Raw genomic sequence first — 23,511 nt, forward strand, 5'->3', positions numbered from 1 at the left:
TCCTCGGGACGCCGCATCTCCTCGCGAACCTCCACGATGACAGGATGAGGGGATGCCGCACACCATCGTCCTCACCGGTGCCGGATCGGGCATCGGACAGCTCCTCGCCGAGCGTCTGACCGAGCGCGGAGACCGGCTCGTCCTCGTTGCGCGCGACGCCGCCCGGGCCGCCGACCTGACCGCCGCGCACCCGGGCGCCGGCGCGATCATCGCCGACCTCGTGCAGCCCCAATCGCTCGCGGCGGCGGTCGCGGCATCCGATCTCCCCGAGGGGATCGACGCGATCGTGCACGCGGCGGGCATCGTCGACCTGGGGCACGTCGCCGACCTCACAGTGCAGTCGTGGGAGGACCAGCTCGCCGTCAACCTCGTCGCGCCCGCCGAACTCACGCGACTGCTGCTGCCGCGGGTGCGCGCCGCGCGGGGACAGGTGCTGTTCGTCAACTCCGGCGCGGGACTCGCCGCCCACCCGCAGTGGGCTGCGTACGCCGCGTCGAAGCACGGACTCAAGGCGCTCGCCGACGCGCTCCGCGGCGAAGAGGCGGAGCACGGCGTGCGCGTCACGACCGTCTACCCCGGCCGGACGGCCACGCCCATGCAGGCGCAGGTCCACGCGCACGAGGGGGCGTCGTATGACCCGGATGCCTGGATCCAACCGGCATCCGTCGTCACCGCCGTCCTCACGGCCCTCGACCTGCCGCGCGACGCCGTCATCACCGACCTGTCGGTCAAGCCCGGCCCGCGCTGATCGTGATCCGGAGGCGCGGGTCTCCGGCATCTCCTTTGCCACTTACGGGCCCGGCTCGGCAGAGTACCGCGCCGTTCTCCGGATAGATCCCGCGACGGCAGCCGTCACGCGTTCTCGACGCGCGTTCATCCGGAGAACGGGACCGGATGCCGGACAGCCTCTTCGGTTCGGCGCTCCGTCTCTACGAACGAGGAGCTGGCGCCGCGCCCCGCCCGTTCTCCGGATGGATCGCCCCGGCAGCCCGCTGCGGGCGGCATTTCCCGTCTCCATCCGGAGAACGGCTCGCGGATGTACCGACTGCAGGTTCAGCGCCGCGTCCGGGGACGGATGAGGCGCCTCAGCGGCCTCTGAACCTGCACTCGGCACACGCGACGGCACCCGCGAGCGGCCGCGGACCGCTCAGACGGGCTGCGGGTTCGACAGCACGCGCTCGAAGATTGCCTCGGCGGCGCCGATGAGCAGCCGGTGCTCGGCGAGGCCGGCCGGGAGGATCTGCAGGTGCTCACCGCAGGGTGGCATCGCCTGCGCACGCACGGCGTCCTCCAGCGCAGCGACGTCGAGCTCGGCGAGCACAGACAAGAACCCGCCGAGAACGATGACCGACGGATTCAGGACGTTGACCGCGTTCGCCAGCGCAGTGGCGAGGATGCGGCGCTGCCGCTCGACCTCTCCCGTGACCGACGGGGTGTCGATCTGCGCCGCGAGCGCCTCGCCGAGTTCGCGGTCGTCGCCGCGGCCCAGCCCCACGACCGACAGCAGCCGGGCCCGGCTGACCTCGTCCTCGAGCACTCCGTCGCGGGCTCGTCGATCGGCCAGGGTGGCGATGCCGGGGCGGTTCTGCCCGAACTCCCCGGCGTAGCCGCCGGCGCCGGCCACCGGCATCCCGTTCACGATGATCCCGCCGCCGATGCCGCTCGCGCCGCCGTTGAGGTAGACCGCGTGGTCGATGCCGCGCGCCGCGCCGAAGAGGTGCTCGGCGATGGTGCCGAGGGTCGCATCGTTGCCGACGACGACGGGGATGCCGGTGGCCGCCGCAACGAGGTCGCGAAGCGGCGCGTCGACCCAGCCGAGGTGGGGCGCGTCGCGGACGAGTCCGTCCTCGATGCGGACGAGACCGGGCACGGCGAGGCCGATGCCGAGGATGCGGGCATGGGCGAGCTCCGCCGTGCGCCAGGCGGCGATCTGCTCGGCGACGAGCTCGGCGGTCCGCTCGGGGGTGAGCAGCGTGTCTTGCGGCAGGACGACGACGGCGCGGATGTCGCGGTCGAGGCCGACGGCGGCGATCTCGAGCGCATCGACCTCGGGGTTGACGGCGATGGCGACGACGGCGGGGTCCACCGCGACGACGGGGGAGGGGCGGCCGACCCGGCGCGACGGATCGGGGGCGCGTTCGGCGACGAGCCCGAAGGAGACGAGCGTCCCGACGAGGTCGGCGACGGTCGAGCGGTTGAGTCCGGTCGATTCGGTGAGAGCCGCGCGCGACTGCGGGCCCTCGCGGTGCACGATGCCGAGGATGCTGCCCAGGTTCGCGCGCCGCACGGATTCGACGGTTCGCCCCTGCTCGGTCACGGACCCACATTAGCCACGAATCGGGGTTTGTCGTCGAGGCGCGCCTGGTATACGTTGCTGGTAACAACAATTGTCCGGCTCGCGAAGGAGCGTCATGGTCACCCCCACCCCCGCAGACAAGTTCAGCTTCGGTCTGTGGACCGTCGGCTACAACGGCACCGACCCGTTCGGCGGCCCGACCCGCCACCCGCTCGACGTCGTCCACGCCGTCGAGAAGCTCGCCGAGCTCGGCGCCTACGGCCTCACCTTCCACGACGACGACCTGTTCGCCTTCGGTTCGAGCGACGCCGAGCGCCAGCGCGGGATCGACCGCCTGAAGGGCGCCCTCGACGCCACCGGGATGATCATCCCGATGGTCACGACCAACCTCTTCAGCGCGCCCGTCTTCAAGGACGGCGGCTTCACCGCGAACGACCGCGACGTCCGCCGCTTCGCGCTCCGCAAGGTCTTCCGCCAGCTCGACCTCGGTGCCGAACTCGGCGCGAAGACCTTCGTCATGTGGGGCGGTCGCGAAGGCGCCGAGTACGACTCCGCCAAGGACGTCCGCCAGGCGCTCGAGCGCTACCGCGAGGCTGTCAACCTGCTCGGCGACTACGTCACCGACAAGGGCTACGACATCCGCTTCGCGATCGAGCCGAAGCCGAACGAGCCGCGCGGCGACATCCTGCTCCCGACCCTCGGCCACGCGATCGCGTTCATCGACTCGCTCGAGCGCTCCGAGCTGTTCGGCGTGAACCCCGAGGTCGGTCACGAGCAGATGGCGGGCCTGAACTTCACGGCCGGCATCGCCCAGGCGCTGTACCACGGCAAGCTCTTCCACATCGACCTCAACGGCCAGCGCGGCATCAAGTACGACCAGGACCTCGTCTTCGGTCACGGCGACCTGCACAACGCCTTCTCGCTCGTCGACCTGCTCGAGAACGGCGGCCCCGGCGGGGTGCCGGCCTACGACGGCCCGCGACACTTCGACTACAAGCCGAGCCGCACCGAGGACGAGACCGGCGTCTGGGAGTCGGCCGCCGCCAACATGCGCACCTACCTCCTCCTCAAGGAGCGCGCACAGGCGTTCCGCGCCGACCCCGAGGTGCAGGACGCGCTCGCCGCCGCCAAGGTCGACGACCTGTCGACCCCGACCCTGAACCCGGGCGAGAGCTACGACGACTTCCTCGCCGACCGCTCGGCGTACGAGGACTTCGACCCGAGCGTCTACCTCGGCGGCAAGGGCGCCGGCTTCGTCCGCCTGCAGCAGCTGGCGACCGAGCACCTGCTGGGCGCGCGCTGACGTGACCCTCGTGATGGGCGTCGACTCGTCGACGCAATCCTGCAAGGTCGTCATCGTCGACGTCACGACCGGAGCGATCGTCCGCTCCGGTCGTGCGTCGCACCCCGACGGCACCTCGGTCGATCCGGAGGCGTGGTGGACCGCACTGCAGACGGCGATCGCGGATGCCGGTGGCATCGACGACGTGGCAGCCTGGTCGATCGGGGGCCAGCAGCACGGCATGGTCGCGCTCGACGCCTCGGGCGCGGTGGTGCGCGACGCGCTGCTGTGGAACGACACGCGATCGGGGGCTGCGGCATCCGCTCTCACGGCGGAGTTCGGGGCGGAGGTGCTCGCGGAGCGCACGGGTCTCGTCCCGGTCGCATCGTTCACGATCACCAAGCTCCGGTGGCTGCGGGAGGCCGAGCCCGACAACGCCGCCCGCGTCGCGGCGGTGGCGCTGCCGCACGACTGGCTGACGTGGCGACTGCGCGGCTTCGGACCGCAGAACCCGGCGCTCGATGAGCTCGTCACCGACCGCTCCGACGCCTCCGGCACGGGCTACTGGAATCCCGAGTCCGGCGAGTACGACCGCGAGCTGCTCATGGCTGCGCTCGGTCACGATGCGGTGCTGCCACGCGTGCTCGGACCGCTCGAATGGGTGACGGATACCGACGGTCGCCGCGTCGGCCCCGGTGCGGGCGACAACGCGGGCGCAGCACTCGGCGTGGGGGCGACGGCAGGGGACGTCGTCGTGTCCATCGGCACGTCGGGGACGGTCTTCGCCGTTAGCGACACCCGCACGATCGATCCGACCGGCACCGCGGCGGGCTTCGCCGACGCGACGGGACGGTTCCTGCCGCTCGTCGCGACTCTGAACGCGGCGCGGGTGCTCGACGCGACCGCGCGCCTGCTCGGCGTCGACCACGACGGACTCACCGAGCTCGCTGCCGCGGCCGAGCCCGGCGCCGGCGGTGTGGTGCTCGTGCCCTGGTTCGAGGGTGAGCGCACCCCGAACCTGCCGACGGCTCGAGCCTCGATCGACGGCTTATCGCTCGTGAATACGACGCGCGAGAACCTCGCGCGCGCGGCGATCGAAGGCATGCTCGCCGGCCTCGCGACGGGTCTCGATGCGATCCGCGGTCTCGGGGTCACGGCAGAGCGGGTGCTCCTCGTCGGCGGCGCAGCACGGAATCCCGCGGTCGCGGCCGTCGCGGCGCAGGTCTTCGACGTGCCGGTGGCCGTCCCGGCTCCGGGTGAGTACGTCGCGCAGGGAGCGGCGCGCCAGGCGGCGGCGGTGCTCGCCGGCGCGTGGCCGGAGTGGGCCGTCGCGATGGATCGGGAGGCGGCATCCGACCCCCGTCCGGACGTCCGCGAGCGCTACGACGCGGTCGCTGCCCGGCGAGCGGCGGAGACGCGATGAGTTTTCGCCGCGTGCTGATCGTCCGCGGCGGGTGGGACGGGCACCATCCGGTCGCGGCGACCGACATGTTCGTCCCGTTCCTCGAAGAGAACGGTTTCGAGGTCGCGGTGGAGGAGTCGAACGAGGTCTACGCCGACGCCGAGCGGATGTCGGGGGTCGACCTGATCCTGCAGGCGGTGACGATGTCGTCGATCTCGGACGACGCACTCCGCGGGCTCCGCGCCGCAGTCGAGGCGGGCGCCGGTCTTGCGGGCTGGCACGGCGGCATCGCCGACTCGTATCGCGGCAGTTCGGACTACCTGCAGCTCGTCGGCGGCCAGTTCGCGACGCATCCCGGACGGCACCCCGACGACCGGCCCGGTGACGAGAGCGACAACTACCTCGACTACACGGTCGAGATCACCGACCTCGGTCGGCGTCACGAGATCACGGCGGGGGTCGAGGACTTCGTCCTGCACACCGAGCAGTACTGGGTGCTCCACGACGACCTGATCGACGTGCTCGCGACCACGACGCATCCGACCCGGGAGTACCACCCCTGGCATCGCCCGATCGTGAGTCCCGCGGTCTGGACACGGCTCTGGGGCGCCGGCCGTGTCTTCGTCGCGACGCCGGGCCACACGCCCGAGGTCCTCGCCGATCCGAACGTCCGCACCATCGTCGAAAGGGGCCTCCTGTGGGCAGCCCGCACACCGTAGGCATCGTCGGACTCGGCGTCATCTCGGCCCAGTACCTCGACCTGTTCGCGCGCAGCCCGTCGATCCGCGTCGCGGCGGTCGCCGATCTGCGCCCCGACCGCACCGCTGAGGTGGCCGGGGCCGTCCCCGGCGCTCGGGCACTCACGGTCGACGAGCTGATGGCCGACCCCGAGGTGCAGACCGTCCTGAACCTCACCGTCCCCGCCGCCCACGCCGAGATCGCGCATGCGGCGATCGCCGCCGGCAAATCGGTGCACGGCGAGAAGCCGCTGGCCCTCAGCGTCGCCGAAGGAAGAGCGGTGCTGGATGCCGCGGCCGCCGCCGGCGTGCAGGTGACCGCAGCGCCCGACACGGTGCTCGGCACCGGCATCCAGACGGCCCGGCGTCTCGTCGATGACGGCGCGATCGGCCGTCCCGTCGCCGCGAGCGCGACCTGGGTGTCGCCGGGCCATGAGCTGTGGCATCCGGCCCCGGGGTTCTACTACGCGCCCGGCGGAGGGCCGCTGTTCGACATGGGGCCGTACTACGTGACGAGCCTCATCCACCTGCTGGGTCCCGTCGTCGCCGTCACGGGCGCCGCGCGACGCGCGCGCGCCGAGCGGACCATCGCGACCGGACCGCGGGCGGGGGAGCGGATCCGGGTCGAGGTCGACACCCACCTCAGCGGCCTGCTGGAGCACGCGAGCGGTGCCGTGTCGACCATCGTCACGAGCTTCGACGCCGTCGCGACCGCGGCGCCGCCCATCGAGGTCCACGGCGAGAGCGGGTCTATCGCCGTGCCCGATCCGAACATGTTCGACGGCGAGGTGCGCCTCGCGGAGCTCGGCGCGGACGGCTGGCGGTCGGTTCCGGCGTCGGCAGGCTACGAAGGTTCCGGCCGCGGCATCGCCGTCATCGACGCGGCGATGGGCGGCGGCAGGGCCAGCGGCGCTCTCGCACTGCACGTGCTCGACGTGATGGAGAGCCTGCTGCGTTCCTCGGCGGAAGGGCGCCGTATCGAGATCGGCTCGACCGTCGAACGCCCGCCACTCGTTCCGCTCACCCCGGCCGCGGAGTGGACCCGCTTCGGCGGCTGACCTCCCCTCTCGACTGCGCCGACAACGCCGCCCCCGCTACCCGCCGGGGCGGCGTTGTCGCGTGGCCGGAACGTGATGTTTGACGCGTCCGGGTTCGCGGGTTATCTTCATTCGAAGCGGTTCGATAGTTGCTCGACGCAACATATCGGTCACGAAGGAGTGAGATGACCCGGCACATGTTCGAGCGCCCGAAGCGGCGCGTCCGATGACGCAGCAGGCGATCGTCACCGAGGCCGCGGCCGCGACGATCGAAGAGAAGACCCCGCACCGCACCGAGCGACCGGTGTCGAAGAACCGGCGCTCGTTCCGGATGTTCCTCTGCATCGTGCCGTTCCTGGTGCTCGTCTTCCTCTTCTCCTACTTCCCCCTCTACGGGTGGATCTACGCGCTCTTCGACTACCGTCCGGCTCTCGGCCTCGCCGGCAGCGACTTCGTGGGGCTGCAGTGGTTCCAGCTGCTGGTCAGCTCGCCGACCCAGGTCGCCCAGGTCGGTCAGGTCGTCGTCAACACCCTCGCGATCAGCTTCCTCGGCATCGCGACCTCGGTTCTGCCGCTCGCCTTCGCGATCTTCCTCAACGAGATCCGCGCTCCCTGGTTCCGCAATGCCGTCCAGACCTTGACGACCCTGCCGAACTTCATCTCGTGGGTGCTCGTCTACATGATCGCCTTCTCGCTCTTCTCGAGCTCGGGGCTCGTCAACGGGGTCCTGTCGGATGCCGGACTCATCACCACGCCCGTGAAGTTCCTCGACACCGACCAGAACGTCTGGCTGACGATGACCCTCTGGTCGGTCTGGAAGGGACTCGGCTGGGGCGCGATCATCTACCTCGCCGCCATCGCCGGCATCGACCAGTCGCTCTACGAGTCGGCCGAGATCGACGGCGCGGGGCGCTTTCAGAAGATGTGGTACATCACGGTGCCGCAGCTCATGCCGACCTACCTCGTGCTCCTGCTGCTGTCGATCGCGAACCTGCTCAACAACGGCATGGAGCAGTACTTCGTCTTCCAGAACGCCTTCAACAAGGAGCACATCCAAGTGCTCGATCTGTACGTCTACAACATCGGCATGACGGGCAACAACCTGTCGATGGCGACGGCGATCGGCATGTTGAAGAGCCTCATCTCCGTGATCCTGCTGTTCACCGTCAACGGGATCGCCAAGCGCGTCCGCGGCGAATCCATCGTCTGAGTCAGGAGCCCCCGTCTCATGGTCACCACGACTCCCACCCGCCGCGCCGTGCGCCGCGACGCCGACGTCTCGGGCCGCGCGGTCTTCGCGATCGTCAACTACTCGGTGTTCCTCGCGCTCGCCTTCGTCTGCGCGTACCCGTTCTACTACCTGATCATCAACTCGATCAGTTCCAACGACCTCGCCGCTCTCGGCGAAGTGCGCTGGCTGCCCACCGGCATCCACTTCGCGAACTACGAGCAGGTCTTCCAGCTCGGCGGACTGACGCAGGCAGCCATCGTCTCGGTCGGCCGTACGGTCCTCGGCACCGTCGCCGCCGTCCTCGCCTCGGCGTTCCTCGGCTTCATGTTCACCCAGAGCCGGATGTGGGGGCGCAAGTTCTGGTACCGCTTCGTCATCATCACGATGTACTTCAGCGCGGGCCTGATCCCGGTCTTCATCGTGATCCGCAACCTCGGGCTCACGAACAACTTCTGGGTCTACGTCCTGCCGTTCGTCGTGCAGCCGTTCTTCATCATCCTCGTCAAGACCTACGTCGAGGCGATGCCGTCGGAGCTGCAGGAAGCGGCCGAGATGGACGGGGCGAACATCCTGCAGGTGTTCTTCCGCATCTACCTGCCGAACATGACGCCGATCCTCGCGACCGTGGCCATCTTCTCGGCCGTCGCGCAGTGGAACAGCTTCCAGGACACCCTCATCTACATCACCGATCAGAGCCTCTACACGCTGCAGTACCTGCTCTACATGTTCATCAACCAGGCCAACAGCCTGGCCCAGGCCATGCAGAACGGCGGCAACATCAGCTCGATCGTGGACGCGGCCACGAGTCAGACGCCCACGTCGATCCGGATGACGATCTCGGTCATCGTCATCCTGCCCATCATCTTCGTCTACCCGCTGTTCCAGCGCTTCTTCGTCAAGGGCATCATGCTCGGCGCGGTCAAGGGCTGAACCCGACCATCACGGTCACACCACCGAGAGGAAAGCAATGAAGCTATCAAGGAAGACCGCCGGGGCCCTCGCCGCCCTGGCGACGGTCGGGCTGCTGAGCGCCTGCACCGGTCCCGCCGCAACGGAGAAACGCGAGGAGATCACCGCGTTCCCCACCTCGTGGGACAAGCCCATCACCATCGACGTGTTCGACGGCCTCGCCAACTACATGGGGATGCAGGAGGGCTGGTTCGGCAAGCTCGTCGAGGACAAGTTCAACATGAAGCTGAACATCATCGCCCCGAACGTCGCCGGCGGTGGTGACACGCTCTTCAACACGCGCGTCACCGCGGGAGACCTCGGCGACCTCATCATCACCGACAAGGGTCAGCGCCTCGAGGAGCTCACCGAGGGCGGCCTGCTGCTCGACTCGGCCAGCTTCTACCCGGCCATGAAGAACGTCGGCCGCTTCGATGCCGCCGTCGACAAGATCAACGAGGGCGCCGACGGGACGTACGCGTTCCCCTCGCAGGTCTCCTCACTCAAGCCGACCGAGCCCTCCGAGGGTCTCGACCCGACGTTCGGCCCGTACCTGCGCTGGGACCTCTACAAAGAGGCCGGCTACCCCGAGATCGGCACGCTCGAAGATCTCCTGCCGGTGCTGAAGAAGATGCAGGATGCCGAGCCCACCGCCCCCAACGGACAGAAGACGTACGCGCTGTCGCTGTTCAAGGACTGGGACGGCAACATGCTCAACAATGCGAAGCAGCCCACCACCTATTACGGCTTCGACGAGGTGGGCTTCGCCCTCGCGAAGGGCGACGGCTCGGAGTACCAGGGAATCCTCGACGACGACGGCCAGTACGTGCGCGCGCTGCGCTTCTTCCACGAGGCGAACAAGCTCGGCCTCCTCGACCCCGACTCGACGACGCAGAACTACGACACCCTGTGGACGAAGTACCAGAACGGGCAGGTGCTGTTCTCGTTCTGGCCGTGGCTGGGGCAGGCCGCTTACAACACCGACGCCAACGTGAACGAGGGCCGCGGCTTCATGATGGCGCCGATGGACGACATGAAGATTTTCTCCTACGGCGCCGAGGCCTACGGCGGCAAGCAGGTCTTCGCGATCGGCGCCAAGGCCGAGGACCCCGAGCGCATCGCCGCGTTCATCGACTGGTTGTTCTCGTCGGAGGGCGCCCTGGCCAACAACAGCCAGACACAGGGCGCCGCCGGTCCCGAGAAGCTCACGTGGGAGGTCAACGCCGAGGGCGAGCCGGAGCTCACCGAGCTCGGTCACAAGATCTTCTTCGAGGGCGACGCCGAGGTTCCCACCGAGTGGGGTGGGGGCAGCTACATCGACGGCGCCTCGCAGCTGAACATCAGTGCCGTTCTCCCGGTCGACACGGACCCCAACACCGGCTTCCCGTACAGCTACAAGATGTGGCCGAGCTACCAGGCCGAGACGAGCAACCCGGTGACCGACGACTGGAACGCGAAGATGGGCGCCCCGACGACGATCGACTACCTGCGGGACAACGACCAGCTCCTCGTGGGCGCCGGCGCCAGCTACACCGCGCCGACGGACTCGTCGGAGATCGAGACGCTCCGCAACCAGGTCAAGGCGTCGATCGTGCAGACGTCGTGGCAGATGGTCTTCGCCGAGAGCGACAGCCAGTTCGACTCGCTGCTCAGCTCGCTGCAGGAGACCGCGAAGGGCCTCGGTTACGACAAGGTCCTCGAGGTCGACATGTCCAAGGCCGAAGAGCAGGATGCGGCTCGCAAGGCGGTCACGGCGGAGTTCGGCTGAGCGCACCCGCAGTAGTGACGAAGGGCCCCGCCGGTACTCCGGCGGGGCCCTTTCGCGTGGTGTCTCAGGCTGCGGTGCCGGACCGTCGGCGGTAGATGCTGCGGAAGAGGAACGCGCAGCCGTAGGCGCCGACGGAGAAGCCGATCGTGGCGACGAGGAAGATCGTCGGCGGGAAGACGATCACGAGGCAGACCACCGTGACGGGGATCACGATGAGAGCGAGGGTCCGAAGCGGCTCGGCCGCCGGGAGCAGTACGGCGTTCTTCAGGGTCTGACGGAAGGGCGCGCGGTAGGCCGCGACGAGTCCCATCGCATGGATGAAAGCGGCGACAGCATAGGCGGATGCCGCGAAGGCCAGCGCGGCGAGACCGGTGAGGAGGGGCTCGGGCGCAGAGAGCCAGAAGACCCCGCTGAACGCGAGCGCGACGCTCGCCCCGAGGAGGATCAGGCTCAATCCGGTCGCCGGCAGGAAGTTGCGCGCCAGTGCGGGGAGGAAGTCCCGCACGGGGCGGCCACCCTCCTCATCGGCGTAGCGCCGCGTTACCTCGAGGAGCGCGCTCGTCGCTGCCCCGATGGTGACGATCGGGACGCAGCAGAGGAGGAACAGGATGTTGAGGGCCACGAATTCGAGGAACGACGACAGGCCCTGGACGGCGCGGTTCTCGGGGTCGATCTGCACGGCTCAGCCCGCCTCGCCGGCGAAGCGGGGCGCGAGGAGTTCGGCCCCGAGCTGCCGCTCGCCGCGGATCGCCGCCAGCAACGCGCGGGCCCCCGCCGCGCCGAGCTCCTCGGCCGGCAGGTCGATCACGTCCGAGACGCCGGGAACGGGGAGGGCGAGTTCTGCGGGGCTCAGCGCGACGATCTCGATCGGCGACGCCGAGCCCAACAGCCGCGCCGCGATGAACGGCAGGGCCGCCTCGTTGTGCACGAAGAGCGCCGTCGTCTCGGGGGAGTCGGCCAGGAGCGCATCGACGACCTCGGTGGCGCCGGGGCCGGCCGGGCAGGAGTGGATCGTCGCGGTGAGACCCGCCTCGGCGCTCGCCGCGCGGAACCCACGGGTCAGACGGTCGGAATAGGAAGTGTGCCGAGCCTGCACCTGCGCCGGGGCGCCGAGCAGCGCGACCGTCCGGTGTCCGCGCTCGGCGAGGCGCGTCGCCGCGAGGCGGCCGGCTGCCTCGAAGTCGAAGTCGACGCAGACGAGCTGGTCGGCACCCTCGGGAAGGCCGATGAGGACGCTCGGGATGCTGAGCTCGGCGAGCGTGCCGACACGCGGGTCGCTCGTCTCGACGTCGAGGATGAGGACGCCGTCGACCATGCCGGCCCGCGCGGCGCGCTCGACGCCTGCGGCGTCGTCGCTCGTGAGGAGCAGGATGTCGTGGTGGTGCGCGCGGGCTTCCTTCAGCGCGCCCGCGACGATCTGCATGACGACGTGCACGTCGACCCCGGCGCGGATCGGCGCTTGGAGTCCGAGCACGCTCGTCGAGCGGGAGGCGAGCGAGCGCGCACTCGCCTGCGGGCTGTACGCCAGATCGACCATGGCCTGCTCGACACGGTCACGGGTCTCCTGCGAGATCGTCCGCTTGCCGCTCATCACGTAGGACACCGTCGAGATGGACACTCCGGCGGCCTGGGCCACATCGGCGATCGTGGGCATGGACACTCCTTCTCCGACGGCGTGAGTCCGTCCGCCTTCCGAGCCGTCGACCCGGTCCCGGCGTCGGCCTCGACGCGTGGGGATGGGTCGAGCGTATCGGCTCGGTTCGCGCCCGGAGCGCCGCCCTGCCGACCGATGGACACGGTCGTCATCGCTAGTATAGGTTGGAATTGTTGAAGCGCTTCGACACTGTCGTCCACATCGCTGAAAGGCCCGTCCGGTCATGAACTCCCCCGCCGTCGAGGCCTTCGCAGACCTCTCGGCCGAGCGCGGCGTCCTGTTCGGCGGGGACTACAACCCCGAGCAGTGGTCGCCGGAGGTGTGGCGTGAGGATGTCGCCCTCATGCAGCGCGCCGGCGTGAACCTCGTGACGGTCGGAGTGTTCAGTTGGGCCGAGCTCGAGCCGACCCCGGGTGCGCGGGAGTTCGGCTGGCTCGACGAGGTCCTCGATCTGCTGCACGCGGGCGGCATCGCCGTCGACCTCGCGACGCCGACCGCCTCGCCGCCGCCGTGGCTCGGGGTGCGGCATCCCGAGACGCTGCCCGTCGACCGCGACGGCGTCCGGCTTGTCGCGGGCTCGCGCAATCAGTTCTCGCCGTCCTCGCGGGTCTACCGGGATGCCGCGCGCGCCATCACGGCGGACCTCGCCGCGCGCTATGCGCAGCATCCCGCCGTACGGATGTGGCATGTCGGCAACGAGTACGGGCAGATCGACCACGGCGATGAGGCGGCCCGCGCGTTCCGCGCGTGGTTGCTGCGCCGCTACGGCTCGATCGAGGAGATCAACCGGGCGTGGGGGACGGCGTTCTGGGCGCAGCGGTACTCCGACGTCGCCGAGATCCTGCCGCCCCGCCGTGCGCCGTACCTGATCAACCCGACGCAGTCGCTCGACTTCCGCCGGTTCACGTCGGACGAGCTCCGCGAGTGCTACCGCGAGCTCCGCGACACCATCCGCGAGGCGGGCGTGACCCAGCCCATCACGACCAACTTCATGGGCGCGTTCGCGCACGTCGACTACTGGTCGTGGTCGGACGAGGTCGACATCGTGAGCGACGATCAGTACCCCGATCCGGCCGATCCCGACAGCCCCGCCGACATGGCCTTCGTGCAGGATCTCATGCGCGGTCTCGGCGGCGGGCGGCCGTGGATGCTGATGGAGCAGGCGATCAGCGCCGTCCAGTGGCGTCCGCACAACCTCCCGAAAACCCCCGCGCGGGCACGACTGGACTCGCTGCAGGCCGTCGCGCGCGGCGCCGACGGCATCTGTTTCTTCCAGTGGCGGCAGTCGACCGCGGGCGCGGAGCGCTTCCACTCCGCGATGCTGCCGCACGCCGGAGCCGACACCGAGGTCTTCGAGGGCGTCCGTCGACAGGGCTCGGACCTGCAGCGGCTGCACTCCGTCGCGGGAGAGCGCATCGCCGCGCGCACGGCCGTGCTGTTCGACTGGCCGTCGTGGTGGGCCTCGGAGGAACCCGCGCGCCCGACGACCCGGTTCGACGGACTCGAGCAGATCCGACGGTGGTACCGCCCGCTGTGGCGACGCTCGGTCCCGGTCGACGTGGTCCGCTTCGGCGCCGACCTCGCGGAGTACGACCTCGTCCTCCTGCCCCACGGCTACGTCCTGCGACCCGAGGATGCCGCGCGCCTGACGGAAGCCGCCGAGCGTGGCGCGCAGGTCGTCGTCGGCCCGTTCAGCGGCGTCGCCGACGAGCGCGGACACATCCTGACGGGCCGGTCCCCGGCGCTCCTCCGCGACCTCCTCGGCGTCAGCGGCGAGGAGTGGATGGGGCTCCCCGACGACGGTGTCGCGGTCGAATCGGCTGACGGGCGGTGGCCGGCATCCGTCGCCCACGTCCTCGGCGAGAAGCTCCGGTCGGACGGCGCTGAGACCCTCGCGCACTTCGCGTCCGGCGATCACGCGGGTCGCCCCGTCGTCACGCGGAACGGCTCGGCCTGGTACGTGGGCGCGGTGGTCGGCGACGATCTGCTCGACGCGATCCTGGCGGACGCGCTGGCCGCGGCGAGGGTCGCGGGTGCGATCGCCGATCCGCCCGAGGGCGTCGAAGCCGTGCGGCGCGGTGATGCGCTGTTCCTCCTGAACCGCGGCCGTGGGGATGCGGCGATCCCGCTCGCCGGAGCCTGGATCGACCTGTTGACGGATGACGAGATGGACGATCGCGTGGTGGTCCCGAGGGGGGACGCGCGGGTCGTGATGGAAAGGCGAATGACATGAAGTTCACCGACGGCTATTGGCTCATGAGGCCAGGAGTGACCGGGCTGTACGCGACCTCGGTGGATGACATCCGCGCCGACGCCGAGGCCGGCAGCCTCACCGTCTTCGCGCCGACATCCGTCATCCGTCACCGCGGCGACACTCTCAACCGGCCGATGATCACGACGACCTTTTCGGCGCCCGCGCCGGGCGTCATCCGGGTGCGCGTGCAGCGCCATGCGGGCGGGCGTCATCGAGGCCCCGACTTCGCGGTGACGACTGAGGAGGGGTACACGCCCGTCGTCTCGGTCGACGAGGCCGAGGGCGTGTTGGATGCCGGTGACCTCCGCGTGCGCGTCTCGCGTGACGGCGCATGGCGGATCGCGTTCGAACAGGGCGACAAGGTGCTCACCACCTCCCTGCCGCGGTCGATCGGTCACATGACCCGCGCCGACGGGACCTGGGTGCATCAGCAGCTTTCGATCGAACCGGGCGAGCGCGTCTACGGCTTCGGGGAGCGCTTCGGTGCGTTCACCAAGAACGGCCAGTCGATCGAGACGTGGAACGCCGACGGCGGTACGTCGAGCGAGCAGGCCTACAAGTCCGTCCCGTTCTACCTGACGAGCCGCGGCTACGGGGTCTTCGTCGACAGCCCTGACGCGGTCTCGTTCGAGGTCGGCTCCGAAATCAACTCGCGCGTGCAGTTCTCCGTCCCGGGCGAGACGCTCGACTACTACGTCATCGCCGGCCCCGAGCCGAAGGACGTGCTGCGTCGCTACACGGCGTTGACCGGCAGGCCTGCCCGCGTGCCGGCCTGGTCGTTCGGGCTGTGGCTGACGACGTCGTTCACCGCCGCCTACGACGAGGCCAGCGTGACGGAGTTCGTCGACGGAATGGCCGAGCGGGAGCTGCCGCTGTCGGTGTTCCACTTCGACTGCTTCTGGATGCGGGAGTACCAGTGGACCGACTTCACGTGGGATCCGCGCATGTTCCCTGACCCCGATGGGCAGCTCGCGCGCTTGCGGGAGAGGGGTCTCAACATCTCGCTGTGGATCAACCCTTACATCGCGCAGCGCTCCGCGATCTTCGAGGAGGCGGCCGAGCGCGGGTACGTCCTGAAGACGACCGACGGCGGCGTCTGGCAGTGGGACATGTGGCAGGCCGGCATGGCCATCGTCGACTTCACCAACCCCGAGGCAGCCGAGTGGTACGCCGAGCACCTGCGCCGGCTCGTGCGGCAGGGGGCCGACAGCTTCAAGACGGACTTCGGTGAGCGCATCCCGACCGAGGGCGTCGCCTGGCACGACGGCTCCGACCCGCAGCGCATGCACAACTACTACCCGCAGCTCTACAACGAGATCGTCTTCCGGGTGCTCGAGGAGGAGCGCGGCGTCGGCGAGGCGGTCCTCTACGCGCGGTCGGCGACCGCGGGCGGCCAGCAGTTCCCCGTGCACTGGGGCGGCGACAACGACTCGACGCTCCTGTCGATGGCCGAGACGCTCCGCGGTGGCCTGTCGCTGGCGATGAGCGGCTTCGGCTACTGGAGCCATGACATCGGCGGGTTCGAGGGGACTCCGGATGCCGGTGTCTTCAAGCGCTGGCTGGCGTTCGGGCTGCTCTCGTCGCACTCGCGGCTGCACGGCTCGGGCTCGGTCCGCGTGCCGTGGGCGTTCGACGAGGAGGCCGTCGAGGTGACGCGCCTGTTCACGCGGCTGAAGCTTCGCCTCATGCCGTACCTCGCCCGTGTCGCGGAGGAGGCCCACGCCGGCGGCATTCCGATGATGCGTCCGCTCGTGCTGGAGTTCCCCGGCGACCGCACGACGCACGACGCCGACGTGCAGTACATGCTGGGCGATGCCCTCATGGTCGCGCCGGTGTTCTCCGAGGATGGCAGCGTCGAGTACTACCTGCCCGACGGGCGGTGGACCTCTCTTCTCGCCGGCGACGTCGCGGACGGGCGGACCTGGCGGTCCGAGCGCCACGGCTACGACTCGGTGCCGCTGCGGGTGCGGCCCGGAACCGTGCTGCCGTGGGGTGCGCGCGAGGACCGGCCCGACTACGACTGGGCCGACGGCGTGACGCTCCGCTGCTTCGAACTGCCCGACGGATACGACGCCGAGACGGTCGTGCCGGGCCACGACGGCGCCCCCGCGACGGTGTTCCGCGTCCGCCGCGAGGGTGGTCGGATCACGGCGGAGTCGACGGATACCCGCGCGCCGTGGAGCCTGCAGGTCGGCGAGCGGACAGCCTCCGTCGTCGGTGCGGGGACGGTCTCGCTGGAGGTCGCCCCGTGACGGACGGCGCCTTCCGTCGCACGGACCTGCCGCTCGCCGAGCGGTCCCGAGACCTGCTCGACCGGCTGACCGCGGCGGAGCGCATCGCGATGCTCCACCAGGCCATGCCCGCGGTGGAGCGCCTCGGCATCCGCTCGTTCCACACCGGGTGCGAGGCGTTGCACGGCCTCGCGTGGGTGGGGGTCGCGACCGTGTTCCCGCAGCCCGTCGGGCTCGCGGCGACGTGGGATCCCGAGCTCGTGACCCGCGTCGGCGACCTCGTCGCGACCGAGGTGCGCGCCAAGCGCGCGTCGGGCGCGGACGTCGACCTGAACGTGTGGGCGCCGGTCGTCAACACGCTGCGGCATCCCGCGTGGGGGCGCAACGAGGAAGGGTATTCCGAGGACCCGCACTACACGGGCCAGCTCGGCGCGGCCTACAGTCGCGGGCTCCGCGGCGACCATCCGCGCGTCTGGAAGACGGTCCCCTCGCTGAAGCACTTCCTGGCGTACAGCAACGAGACCGACCGGTCGGCGACGTCGTCCGAGATGTCGCCGCGCACCCTTCATGAAGAGGAGCTGCCCGCATTCCGGCCCGCCATCGAGCAGAAGGTCGCGGGCAGCATGATGCTCGCCTACAACCGGGTCAACGGGGTCCCGGCGCACACGCAGCCCGAGCTCGTCGCCGAGGCGCGCAGCTGGAGCGACGAGTCGATCGCGGTGGTGTCGGATGCCGGTGCGCCGAGCTTCCTCGTCTCGATCCAGCGCGCGCAGCCCGACAAAGTGCACGGCGCCGCCGCCCTGGTGAGAAGTGGCATGGACTCGTTCACCGACGACGGTCCCGACCCGACGCCGAGCCTCGAGGCGGTCCGCGGCGCGCTCGCGCAGGGACTGCTCACCGAGGACGACGTGGATGCCGCCCTGCTGCGCCTGCTGGAAATGCGCCTCCGCACGGGCGAGTTCGACGGCGGCGACGACCCGTACGCCGCGATCGGCGCCGACGAGTTCGACACGCCCGCCGCGCGGGAGCTGGCCCGCGAAGTCGCCGCCCGCCAGGTCGTTCTGCTCCGGAACGACGCCGGCATCCTCCCGCTGTCCGAGCCGACGTCGGTCGCCGTCATCGGTCCCCTCGCCGACTCGGTCCTCACCGACTGGTACTCGGGCACACCGCCCTACGCGGTGGGCATCGCGCAGGGGGTGCGCGACCGATACCCGGCGGCGACGGTCGAGGTCGTCACGGGTGCCGACACCGTCGCGTTCCGCGCCCCCTCCGGCTATGTGGCCGCGAGCGCCGACGGTGCGCTCATCGACGCCGTCGCCGACACACGGACCGACGCGACCCTGTTCGATGTCACCGACTGGGGCGACGGCATCCTCACCCTGCGTTCTCGGGCGAGCGGTCTCCTGCTCACCGGCGGTGCCTGGCCGATGCGCGCCGACGCCGAGCGGGTGGGCGGCTGGGTCGTGCAGGAGAGCTTCCGCAGACATCTGCACGAGGACGGATCATGGTCGCTGCTGCACCTCGGCTCGGGCCGGTGGGTGCGTGTCGTGCGCGACGTCGGTCTGCTCGTCGCCGAGGGCGTGACCCTCGACGATGCCGCGCGCTTCGAGGTCGAGACCGTGACGAGAGGGAGCGACGAGGTGGCCCGCGCCGCCGCGGCGGCCGACGTCGTCCTGGTCGCGGTCGGCAACGATCCGCACCTCTCCGGCCGCGAGACCGTCGACCGCGCGCACCTGCTGCTGCCGGCCGCCGCGACCGACCTGTGGCAGACCGCGCACGCGGCCAACCCGCGGGCGGTCCTGACGATCGTCTCGAGCTTCCCCTACGTCCTCGCGGATGCCGCCGATGCCGCGACCGTGGTGTGGTCGAGCCACGCCGGGCAGGAGCTCGGCCACGGCCTTCTCGACGTCCTCAGCGGAGATCACGAGCCGACCGGTCGCCTCGCGCAGTCCTGGCCCGCGCACCCCGACCAGGCCGGTGACCTCTTCGACTACGACACCCGGCGCCAGCAGGCCACCTACCGGCATCAGCCCGCCCCGTACGCCTTCGCATTCGGGCACGGGCTCGGCTACGGCGACGTCGTCTACGAGGCCGTCGAGGTGGATGCCGTCTTGATCGCAGCGCCCGCGCCCACCCGCCGGCATCCCGCCCTCGATCCTCGCGGAGACGAGCGGGTCGTGACGGCGGCGGTGACGGTGGCGAACCGGTCGGCTCGGGCTGTCGAGGAGCTCGTGCAGCTGTACGCGCTCGCGCCGGAACTGCCGATCCCCGCGCCGCTTCGTCTGCTCCTCGGGTACGCGCGCGTCCGCGTCGAGCCGGGCACGACGCGGACGGCGCAGATCCGCTTCGCCGTCGAGCGCCTCGCCGTGTGGGACGGCGAGGCGCTCCGCGCGCAGCCGGGCGACTACCGCCTCGCGGCGGGCGCGTCGGCCGACGTGCTCACCGTCGAGACCGGGCTCACGGTCACGGGCTGACGAGCTCGGCGCCCGCGAGGGAGTCGACCCGCGCCGCGACGATCCGCGCGTCATCGGGGGTGACGGCGTGCTCGCCGGTCACGTCGAGAGCGGCGGTCGTCTCGCGCTCCGCGCACGACGGACCGACCCAGAGGTCGATGCGTCCCGGCTCGACGACGCGGCGGCCGTCGCGCCCCGTGAAGGCGAAGCGGGCGGTCGGGAGCTCGAACACCACGCGCGCGCTCTCGCCCGGCTCGAGTGAGACGCGGCGGTAGGCCATGAGCTGCGCGACCGGCCGGGTCACGCTGGCCACGGGGTCGTGCGCGTAGAGCTGGACGACGTCCGCCCCGGCGCGGTCACCGGTGTTCCGGACCACGACGGAGACCTCGACGGTGTCGCCGGCCGCCACGGTCGCGGGTGCAGCCAAGTCCTCGTGCGCGAAGGTCGTGTACGTGAGGCCGTGTCCGAAGGGACGGACGGGCGTCGGGTCGGCGCTCGTCACGTCGATCGGGCCGCCGAGGCGCGGGTGGAGGTAGCTGTACGGCTGCGCCCCCGCGGACCGCGGCAGGGTGACGGGAAGCCGGCCCGACGGCGACAGGCGCCCCGACAGGATGCCGGCGATCGCGTCGGCACCCTCCTCGCCGGGGAAGAAGGACTGCACCGCCGCGGCGACACGGTGGTCGCCGTCGAGCGCCCATCCGATCGCATAGGGGCGTCCCGACAGGATCACGAGCACGACGGGGGTCCCCGTCGCGACGACGCGCTCCACGAGCTGACGCTGGATGCCGGGCAGTTCCAGGTCGTCGACGTCGTTGCCCTCGCCGACGGTTCCGCGCCCGAACAGCCCGGCGCGGTCGCCGACGACGACGATCGCGAGCTCCGCGGCGGCCGCGGCGTCGACGGCGGCGGCGATCCCGCTCTCGTCGTGGTCCTCCACGCCGCATCCGGGCTGATAGGTGATTTCGGCGTCCGGGTACTCGGCGGTCACCGCCTCGCGGACGGTCGGGAGCTCGATGCCGTGCGGCGTCCCCGGGTGGTGCGCGAGCACATGGTTGACGAATGAGTAGCAGCCCATGAGCGCTTCCGCCGAGTCGGCGTTCGGCCCGATGAGCGCGATGCGACGAGCGGATGCCGCCGGCAGTGCGCCGTCGTTGGTCACGAGTACGACCGACTCTGCAGCGAGGCGCCGGGCGAGGTCCCGGTGGCGCTCGCCGTCGAGGTCGACGTCGGTCGGGGGAGTCTCGAACGTCTCGTCGAGGAGGCCGAGGCGCTCCTTCTGCGCGAGGACGCGGAGGACGGCGGCGTCGAGCAGCGAGGCATCCATCGCACCGGAGCGGATGCGCTCGAGCATCGGAGCGGCGAACGCATCACCCGTCGGAAGTTCGACGTCGATACCCGCGCGGAGCGCCTGCTCGGCGGCATCGCCCAGGTCGGCGGCGACCCCGTGTGTCGAGTGGAGGAACGCGACCGAGAAGTAGTCCGAGACGACCGGGCCCGTGAAGCCGAGGCGGCCGCGCAGCACCTCGTCGAGGTAGTGCGCGCTCGCGCCGACGGGCTCGCCGTCGATCTCGGCGTAGGAGTTCATGACGGATGCCGCGCCGCCGTCGCGGATCGCCATCTCGAACGGCGGCAGCAGCACGTCGGCGACCTCGCGCGCACCGGCGTGCACGGGGGCGTGGTTGCGCGCCGCCTGCGACGCCGAGTACCCGACGAAGTGCTTCAGCGTCGCGTCGACGCCCGCCGACTGGACCCCTCGTACGTACGCCGTCCCCACGGTGCCGACGAGGTAGGGGTCTTCACCGATGCACTCGTCCACGCGCCCCCACCGCGGGTCGCGGATGACGTCGAGCACGGGGGCGAGCCCCTGATGGATGCCGAGCTCGCGCATCGAGTCGCCGATCGCGGCGCCCATCTCGGCGACGAGCTCGGGATCGAACGACGCCCCCCACGCGAGCGGGGTCGGGTAGGTCGCCGCCTTCCATGCGGCGAGGCCGGTGAGGCATTCCTCGTGGACGATCGCGGGGATCCCGAGGCGGGTCTCCGCGCGCAGACGCCGCTGCTCCTCCCAGAGCCAGGCGGCGCGCTCGATCGGATCGACGGGGCGCGTGCCGTAGACACGGGTGAGATGGCCGAGGCCGTGAGCCGTGGCATCCGCGTACTTCGTGGTCGTCACCATCTCGTCGGCGAGGGGAGCGACGACCTCGCCGCCCTGGTCGACCCAATAGCCGACGAGCTGCGCGGCCTTCTCTTCGAGCGTCATCTGCGCGAGCAGATCGTGCACGCGCGCCGAAGCGCGCACCGTCTTGTCCGTCATGTCAGCCCTTCACGGCTCCGGTGAGACCGCCCACGATGCGCCGCTCGAACAGGCTGAAGAACAGCAGTGCGGGGAGCATCGAGAGCGAGGTGAACGCGAGCACGCGCGCCGTGTCGACGGAGTACTGCGACGAGAACGCCTGCACACCCAGCGGGAGGGTGAACTGCGATTCGTTGTTGAGGATGAACAGGGGGAGGAGGTACGCGTTCCAACTGCCGATGAAGGCCAGGATGCCGACCGTGATGACACCCGGCACCGCGAGCGGCAGCACCATCCGCCAGAAGAACCCGAGCCGGCTGCATCCGTCGATCGACGCCGCCTCCTGGATCTCGTCGGGGATCGCCCGCAGGAAGGGAACCAGGATGATGATCGTCGTCGGCAGCGCGAACGCGATCTGCGGAAGGATGATGCCCGGCAGGGTGTTCATGAGCCCGAGCGAGCGGATCACGATGTACAGCGGCGTGATCGCGACGGTGATGGGGAACATCAGTCCCGAGGCGAACAGGGCGTAGAGGACTCCGCGTCCTCGGAACGTATAGCGGGCGATGACGTAGCTCGCGGCGAGTCCGAGCGCGACGGCCCCGATCGTCGTCGCGAGGGCGACGAACGTCGAGTTGCCGACCTGGCCCCAGAACTGTCCGCTCGTGACGACGCCGATGTAGTTGCCGAAGTTCCACGGGTCGGGGAACCCGGCGGGGTCGACCGTGATCGCGGAGTTGGAGCGGAAGCCGCCGATGATGATGTAGATCACCGGGCCGAGCATGAGCGCGATGACCGCGAGCGCGACGAAGTAGACGAGGGGCGAGCCCCACGGCAGCTTCGGTTTCGGCGCGCGGCGGACGCGGGTGTCGTCGGCGGGCGGTGCCGTGACGAGGGTCATGGTGGCGCTCACTGCACGCCCCTCTCTGTGATGGCGCCTGCCGTGTCGCGGCGGAGCACGAAGCGCTGGTAGAACAGCGCGACGACGAGCGAGATGACGAAGATGACGACCGCGACGGCGTTGCCGTAGCCGAAGTTGCCGGCGTTGCGGCCGGTGACGACCATGTAGATGGCCATGGTGTTGGTGCCGGCGACCGACGAGACGTACTGACCCCAGATGATGTAGACGAGGTCGAACAGCTGCAGCGCGCCGATGATCGACAGGAACGCCCAGATGCGGAGGGTCGGTGCCAGCAGCGGCAGCGCGATCTGGCGCTGGATCTGCCAGTACGACGCGCCGTCGATGGCGGCCGCCTCGTAGAGCTCCTCGGGAATGCCCTGGAGTCCCGCGAGGAAGAGGATGACGGCGAAGCCGACGTACTTCCAGGTCAGGATCGCCATGAGCGTCCAGATGGCGATGCCCGGATCAGCGAGCCAGTCCTGCGTGAGGCCGCCCAGCCCGAGCTTGTCGAGCATGCCGTTGGCGGCGCCGTTGGTCGACAGCAGCAGGCTGAACCCGGTGCCCACGACGACCTCGGCGATGACGTACGGCACGAAGATGAGGACGCGGATGACGGACTGTCCCCGCATCTTGCGGTTGAGCAGCAGCGCCAGCCCGATCGCGATCGGCCCCTGCAGAACGAGCGACATGACGACGATGAAGGCGTTGTGCAGCAGTGCGCTCTGGAAGTTCGGGTCGCTGAAGATGGTGATGTAGTTCTTCAAGCCGACGAAGTCGGTTGCCGGCCCGAACCCGGACCACCGGAAGAAGCCGTAGTACGCGGCCATCAGCACCGGCAGGATCACGAACCCGACGAAGAAGATCACGGCGGGTCCGGCGAGGAGGAGGACCTCCAGTCGCCCCGACCAGCCGAGGCCCCGCCGACGGCGGGACCGCGGCCGTGCCGGGGGCGACGAGTCGCCGCCCCCGGCGTGCGCCGCGAGAGCAGGGGTGTCCGAAGCGGACATCTCGCGAACGGTCATGT

General features: G+C 70.3%; 17 protein-coding genes. 11 read left to right on the forward strand and 6 right to left on the reverse strand.

What is annotated here, in order from left to right; genetic code table 11:
- The first annotated feature begins 52 nt into the window (after positions 1-52).
- Positions 53-748: an SDR family oxidoreductase gene (locus ABQ271_RS01920; RefSeq protein WP_349309866.1), complete on the forward strand. Its 696-nt coding sequence runs from the start codon at positions 53-55 to the stop codon at positions 746-748.
- Between the two features lie 399 nt (positions 749-1,147).
- Here ABQ271_RS01920 and ABQ271_RS01925 read toward each other — a convergent pair whose 3' ends face one another.
- Positions 1,148-2,317, reverse strand: a complete 1,170-nt coding sequence (locus ABQ271_RS01925; RefSeq protein ID WP_349309867.1) for an ROK family protein — start codon at positions 2,315-2,317, stop codon at positions 1,148-1,150.
- Positions 2,318-2,411: 94 nt separating this feature from the next.
- On the opposite strand from ABQ271_RS01925, the gene xylA reads away from it, so the two are divergent.
- From xylA to ABQ271_RS01960, 7 genes are all read left to right on the forward strand, one after another.
- On the forward strand, positions 2,412-3,599 hold the full coding sequence (gene xylA, locus ABQ271_RS01930) for a xylose isomerase (protein WP_349309868.1): 1,188 nt from the start codon (positions 2,412-2,414) through the stop codon (positions 3,597-3,599).
- A 1-nt stretch (position 3,600) separates the two neighbouring features.
- Positions 3,601-5,001, forward strand: coding sequence for an FGGY family carbohydrate kinase (locus ABQ271_RS01935; RefSeq protein ID WP_349309869.1), 1,401 nt, complete (start codon positions 3,601-3,603; stop codon positions 4,999-5,001).
- On the forward strand, positions 4,998-5,699 hold the full coding sequence (locus ABQ271_RS01940) for a ThuA domain-containing protein (protein ID WP_349309870.1): 702 nt from the start codon (positions 4,998-5,000) through the stop codon (positions 5,697-5,699). Before ABQ271_RS01935 ends, ABQ271_RS01940 begins: the two co-directional genes overlap by 4 nt.
- Positions 5,678-6,775 (forward strand): Gfo/Idh/MocA family oxidoreductase, encoded by a 1,098-nt coding sequence (locus tag ABQ271_RS01945; RefSeq protein WP_349309871.1) that lies wholly within the window; start codon positions 5,678-5,680, stop codon positions 6,773-6,775. Before ABQ271_RS01940 ends, ABQ271_RS01945 begins: the two co-directional genes overlap by 22 nt.
- A 205-nt stretch (positions 6,776-6,980) precedes the next feature.
- Complete coding sequence (locus tag ABQ271_RS01950) at positions 6,981-7,964, forward strand: ABC transporter permease subunit (RefSeq protein WP_349309872.1); 984 nt, start codon at positions 6,981-6,983, stop codon at positions 7,962-7,964.
- Positions 7,965-7,982: 18 nt separating this feature from the next.
- Positions 7,983-8,915 (forward strand): carbohydrate ABC transporter permease, encoded by a 933-nt coding sequence (locus ABQ271_RS01955; protein WP_349309873.1) that lies wholly within the window; start codon positions 7,983-7,985, stop codon positions 8,913-8,915.
- A 37-nt stretch (positions 8,916-8,952) separates the two neighbouring features.
- Positions 8,953-10,701 carry an extracellular solute-binding protein gene (locus ABQ271_RS01960; protein WP_349309874.1) on the forward strand — a complete coding sequence of 583 codons (1,749 nt, stop codon included), beginning with the start codon at positions 8,953-8,955 and terminating at the stop codon, positions 10,699-10,701.
- 64 nt (positions 10,702-10,765) lie between these two features.
- On the opposite strand, the gene ABQ271_RS01965 is transcribed toward ABQ271_RS01960, so the two are convergent.
- A complete protein-coding gene (locus tag ABQ271_RS01965) occupies positions 10,766-11,380 on the reverse strand; it encodes a YesL family protein (protein WP_349309875.1) in 615 nt (204 codons plus the stop codon).
- Between the two features lie 3 nt (positions 11,381-11,383).
- On the reverse strand, positions 11,384-12,355 hold the full coding sequence (locus ABQ271_RS01970) for a LacI family DNA-binding transcriptional regulator (RefSeq protein ID WP_349309876.1): 972 nt from the start codon (positions 12,353-12,355) through the stop codon (positions 11,384-11,386).
- A 223-nt stretch (positions 12,356-12,578) separates the two neighbouring features.
- Between ABQ271_RS01970 and ABQ271_RS01975 the strand changes: the two genes are divergently transcribed.
- Genes ABQ271_RS01975 through ABQ271_RS01985 form a run of 3 tightly spaced genes read left to right on the forward strand, consistent with a single transcriptional unit; the run spans position 12,579 to position 19,314 of the window.
- Entirely contained in the window at positions 12,579-14,588 is a 2,010-nt protein-coding gene (locus ABQ271_RS01975) for a beta-galactosidase (RefSeq protein ID WP_349309877.1), read from the forward strand.
- Complete coding sequence (gene yicI / locus ABQ271_RS01980) at positions 14,585-16,861, forward strand: alpha-xylosidase (RefSeq protein WP_349309878.1); 2,277 nt, start codon at positions 14,585-14,587, stop codon at positions 16,859-16,861. Before ABQ271_RS01975 ends, yicI begins: the two co-directional genes overlap by 4 nt.
- Positions 16,858-19,314, forward strand: coding sequence for a glycoside hydrolase family 3 C-terminal domain-containing protein (locus tag ABQ271_RS01985; protein WP_349309879.1), 2,457 nt, complete (start codon positions 16,858-16,860; stop codon positions 19,312-19,314). The genes yicI and ABQ271_RS01985 overlap by 4 nt, the downstream gene beginning before the upstream one ends.
- Here the strand turns inward: ABQ271_RS01985 and ABQ271_RS01990 are convergent.
- The 3 genes from ABQ271_RS01990 to ABQ271_RS02000 are packed head-to-tail and all read right to left on the reverse strand — an operon-like array spanning position 19,304 to position 23,494.
- Complete coding sequence (locus tag ABQ271_RS01990; protein WP_349309880.1) at positions 19,304-21,607, reverse strand: glycoside hydrolase family 3 N-terminal domain-containing protein; 2,304 nt, start codon at positions 21,605-21,607, stop codon at positions 19,304-19,306. The genes ABQ271_RS01985 and ABQ271_RS01990 overlap by 11 nt on opposite strands.
- A gap of 1 nt (position 21,608) precedes the next feature.
- Positions 21,609-22,487 carry a carbohydrate ABC transporter permease gene (locus ABQ271_RS01995; RefSeq protein WP_349310927.1) on the reverse strand — a complete coding sequence of 293 codons (879 nt, stop codon included), beginning with the start codon at positions 22,485-22,487 and terminating at the stop codon, positions 21,609-21,611.
- 8 nt (positions 22,488-22,495) lie between these two features.
- Positions 22,496-23,494, reverse strand: a complete 999-nt coding sequence (locus ABQ271_RS02000) for a sugar ABC transporter permease (protein WP_349309881.1) — start codon at positions 23,492-23,494, stop codon at positions 22,496-22,498.
- Positions 23,495-23,511: the final 17 nt, after the last annotated feature.

The sequence above is a fragment of the Microbacterium sp. MM2322 genome (genome assembly GCF_964186585.1).
Classification (GTDB): Bacteria; Actinomycetota; Actinomycetes; order Actinomycetales; family Microbacteriaceae; genus Microbacterium.

What these genes read in the sequence shown, in the direction of transcription:
- ABQ271_RS01940 (WP_349309870.1), top strand. Translation starts at nt 4,998, where the DNA reads ATGAGTTTTCGCCGCGTGCTGATCGTCCGCGGCGGGTGGGACGGGCAC.
- ABQ271_RS01920 (WP_349309866.1), top strand. Translation starts at nt 53, where the DNA reads ATGCCGCACACCATCGTCCTCACCGGTGCCGGATCGGGCATCGGACAG.
- ABQ271_RS01975 (WP_349309877.1), top strand. Translation starts at nt 12,579, where the DNA reads ATGAACTCCCCCGCCGTCGAGGCCTTCGCAGACCTCTCGGCCGAGCGC.
- yicI (WP_349309878.1), top strand. Translation starts at nt 14,585, where the DNA reads ATGAAGTTCACCGACGGCTATTGGCTCATGAGGCCAGGAGTGACCGGG.
- ABQ271_RS01960 (WP_349309874.1), top strand. Translation starts at nt 8,953, where the DNA reads ATGAAGCTATCAAGGAAGACCGCCGGGGCCCTCGCCGCCCTGGCGACG.
- xylA (WP_349309868.1), top strand. Translation starts at nt 2,412, where the DNA reads ATGGTCACCCCCACCCCCGCAGACAAGTTCAGCTTCGGTCTGTGGACC.
- ABQ271_RS01995 (WP_349310927.1), bottom strand. Translation starts at nt 22,487, where the DNA reads ATGACCCTCGTCACGGCACCGCCCGCCGACGACACCCGCGTCCGCCGC.
- ABQ271_RS01950 (WP_349309872.1), top strand. Translation starts at nt 6,981, where the DNA reads ATGACGCAGCAGGCGATCGTCACCGAGGCCGCGGCCGCGACGATCGAA.
- ABQ271_RS01970 (WP_349309876.1), bottom strand. Translation starts at nt 12,355, where the DNA reads ATGCCCACGATCGCCGATGTGGCCCAGGCCGCCGGAGTGTCCATCTCG.
- ABQ271_RS01955 (WP_349309873.1), top strand. Translation starts at nt 7,983, where the DNA reads ATGGTCACCACGACTCCCACCCGCCGCGCCGTGCGCCGCGACGCCGAC.
- ABQ271_RS02000 (WP_349309881.1), bottom strand. Translation starts at nt 23,494, where the DNA reads ATGTCCGCTTCGGACACCCCTGCTCTCGCGGCGCACGCCGGGGGCGGC.
- ABQ271_RS01990 (WP_349309880.1), bottom strand. Translation starts at nt 21,607, where the DNA reads ATGACGGACAAGACGGTGCGCGCTTCGGCGCGCGTGCACGATCTGCTC.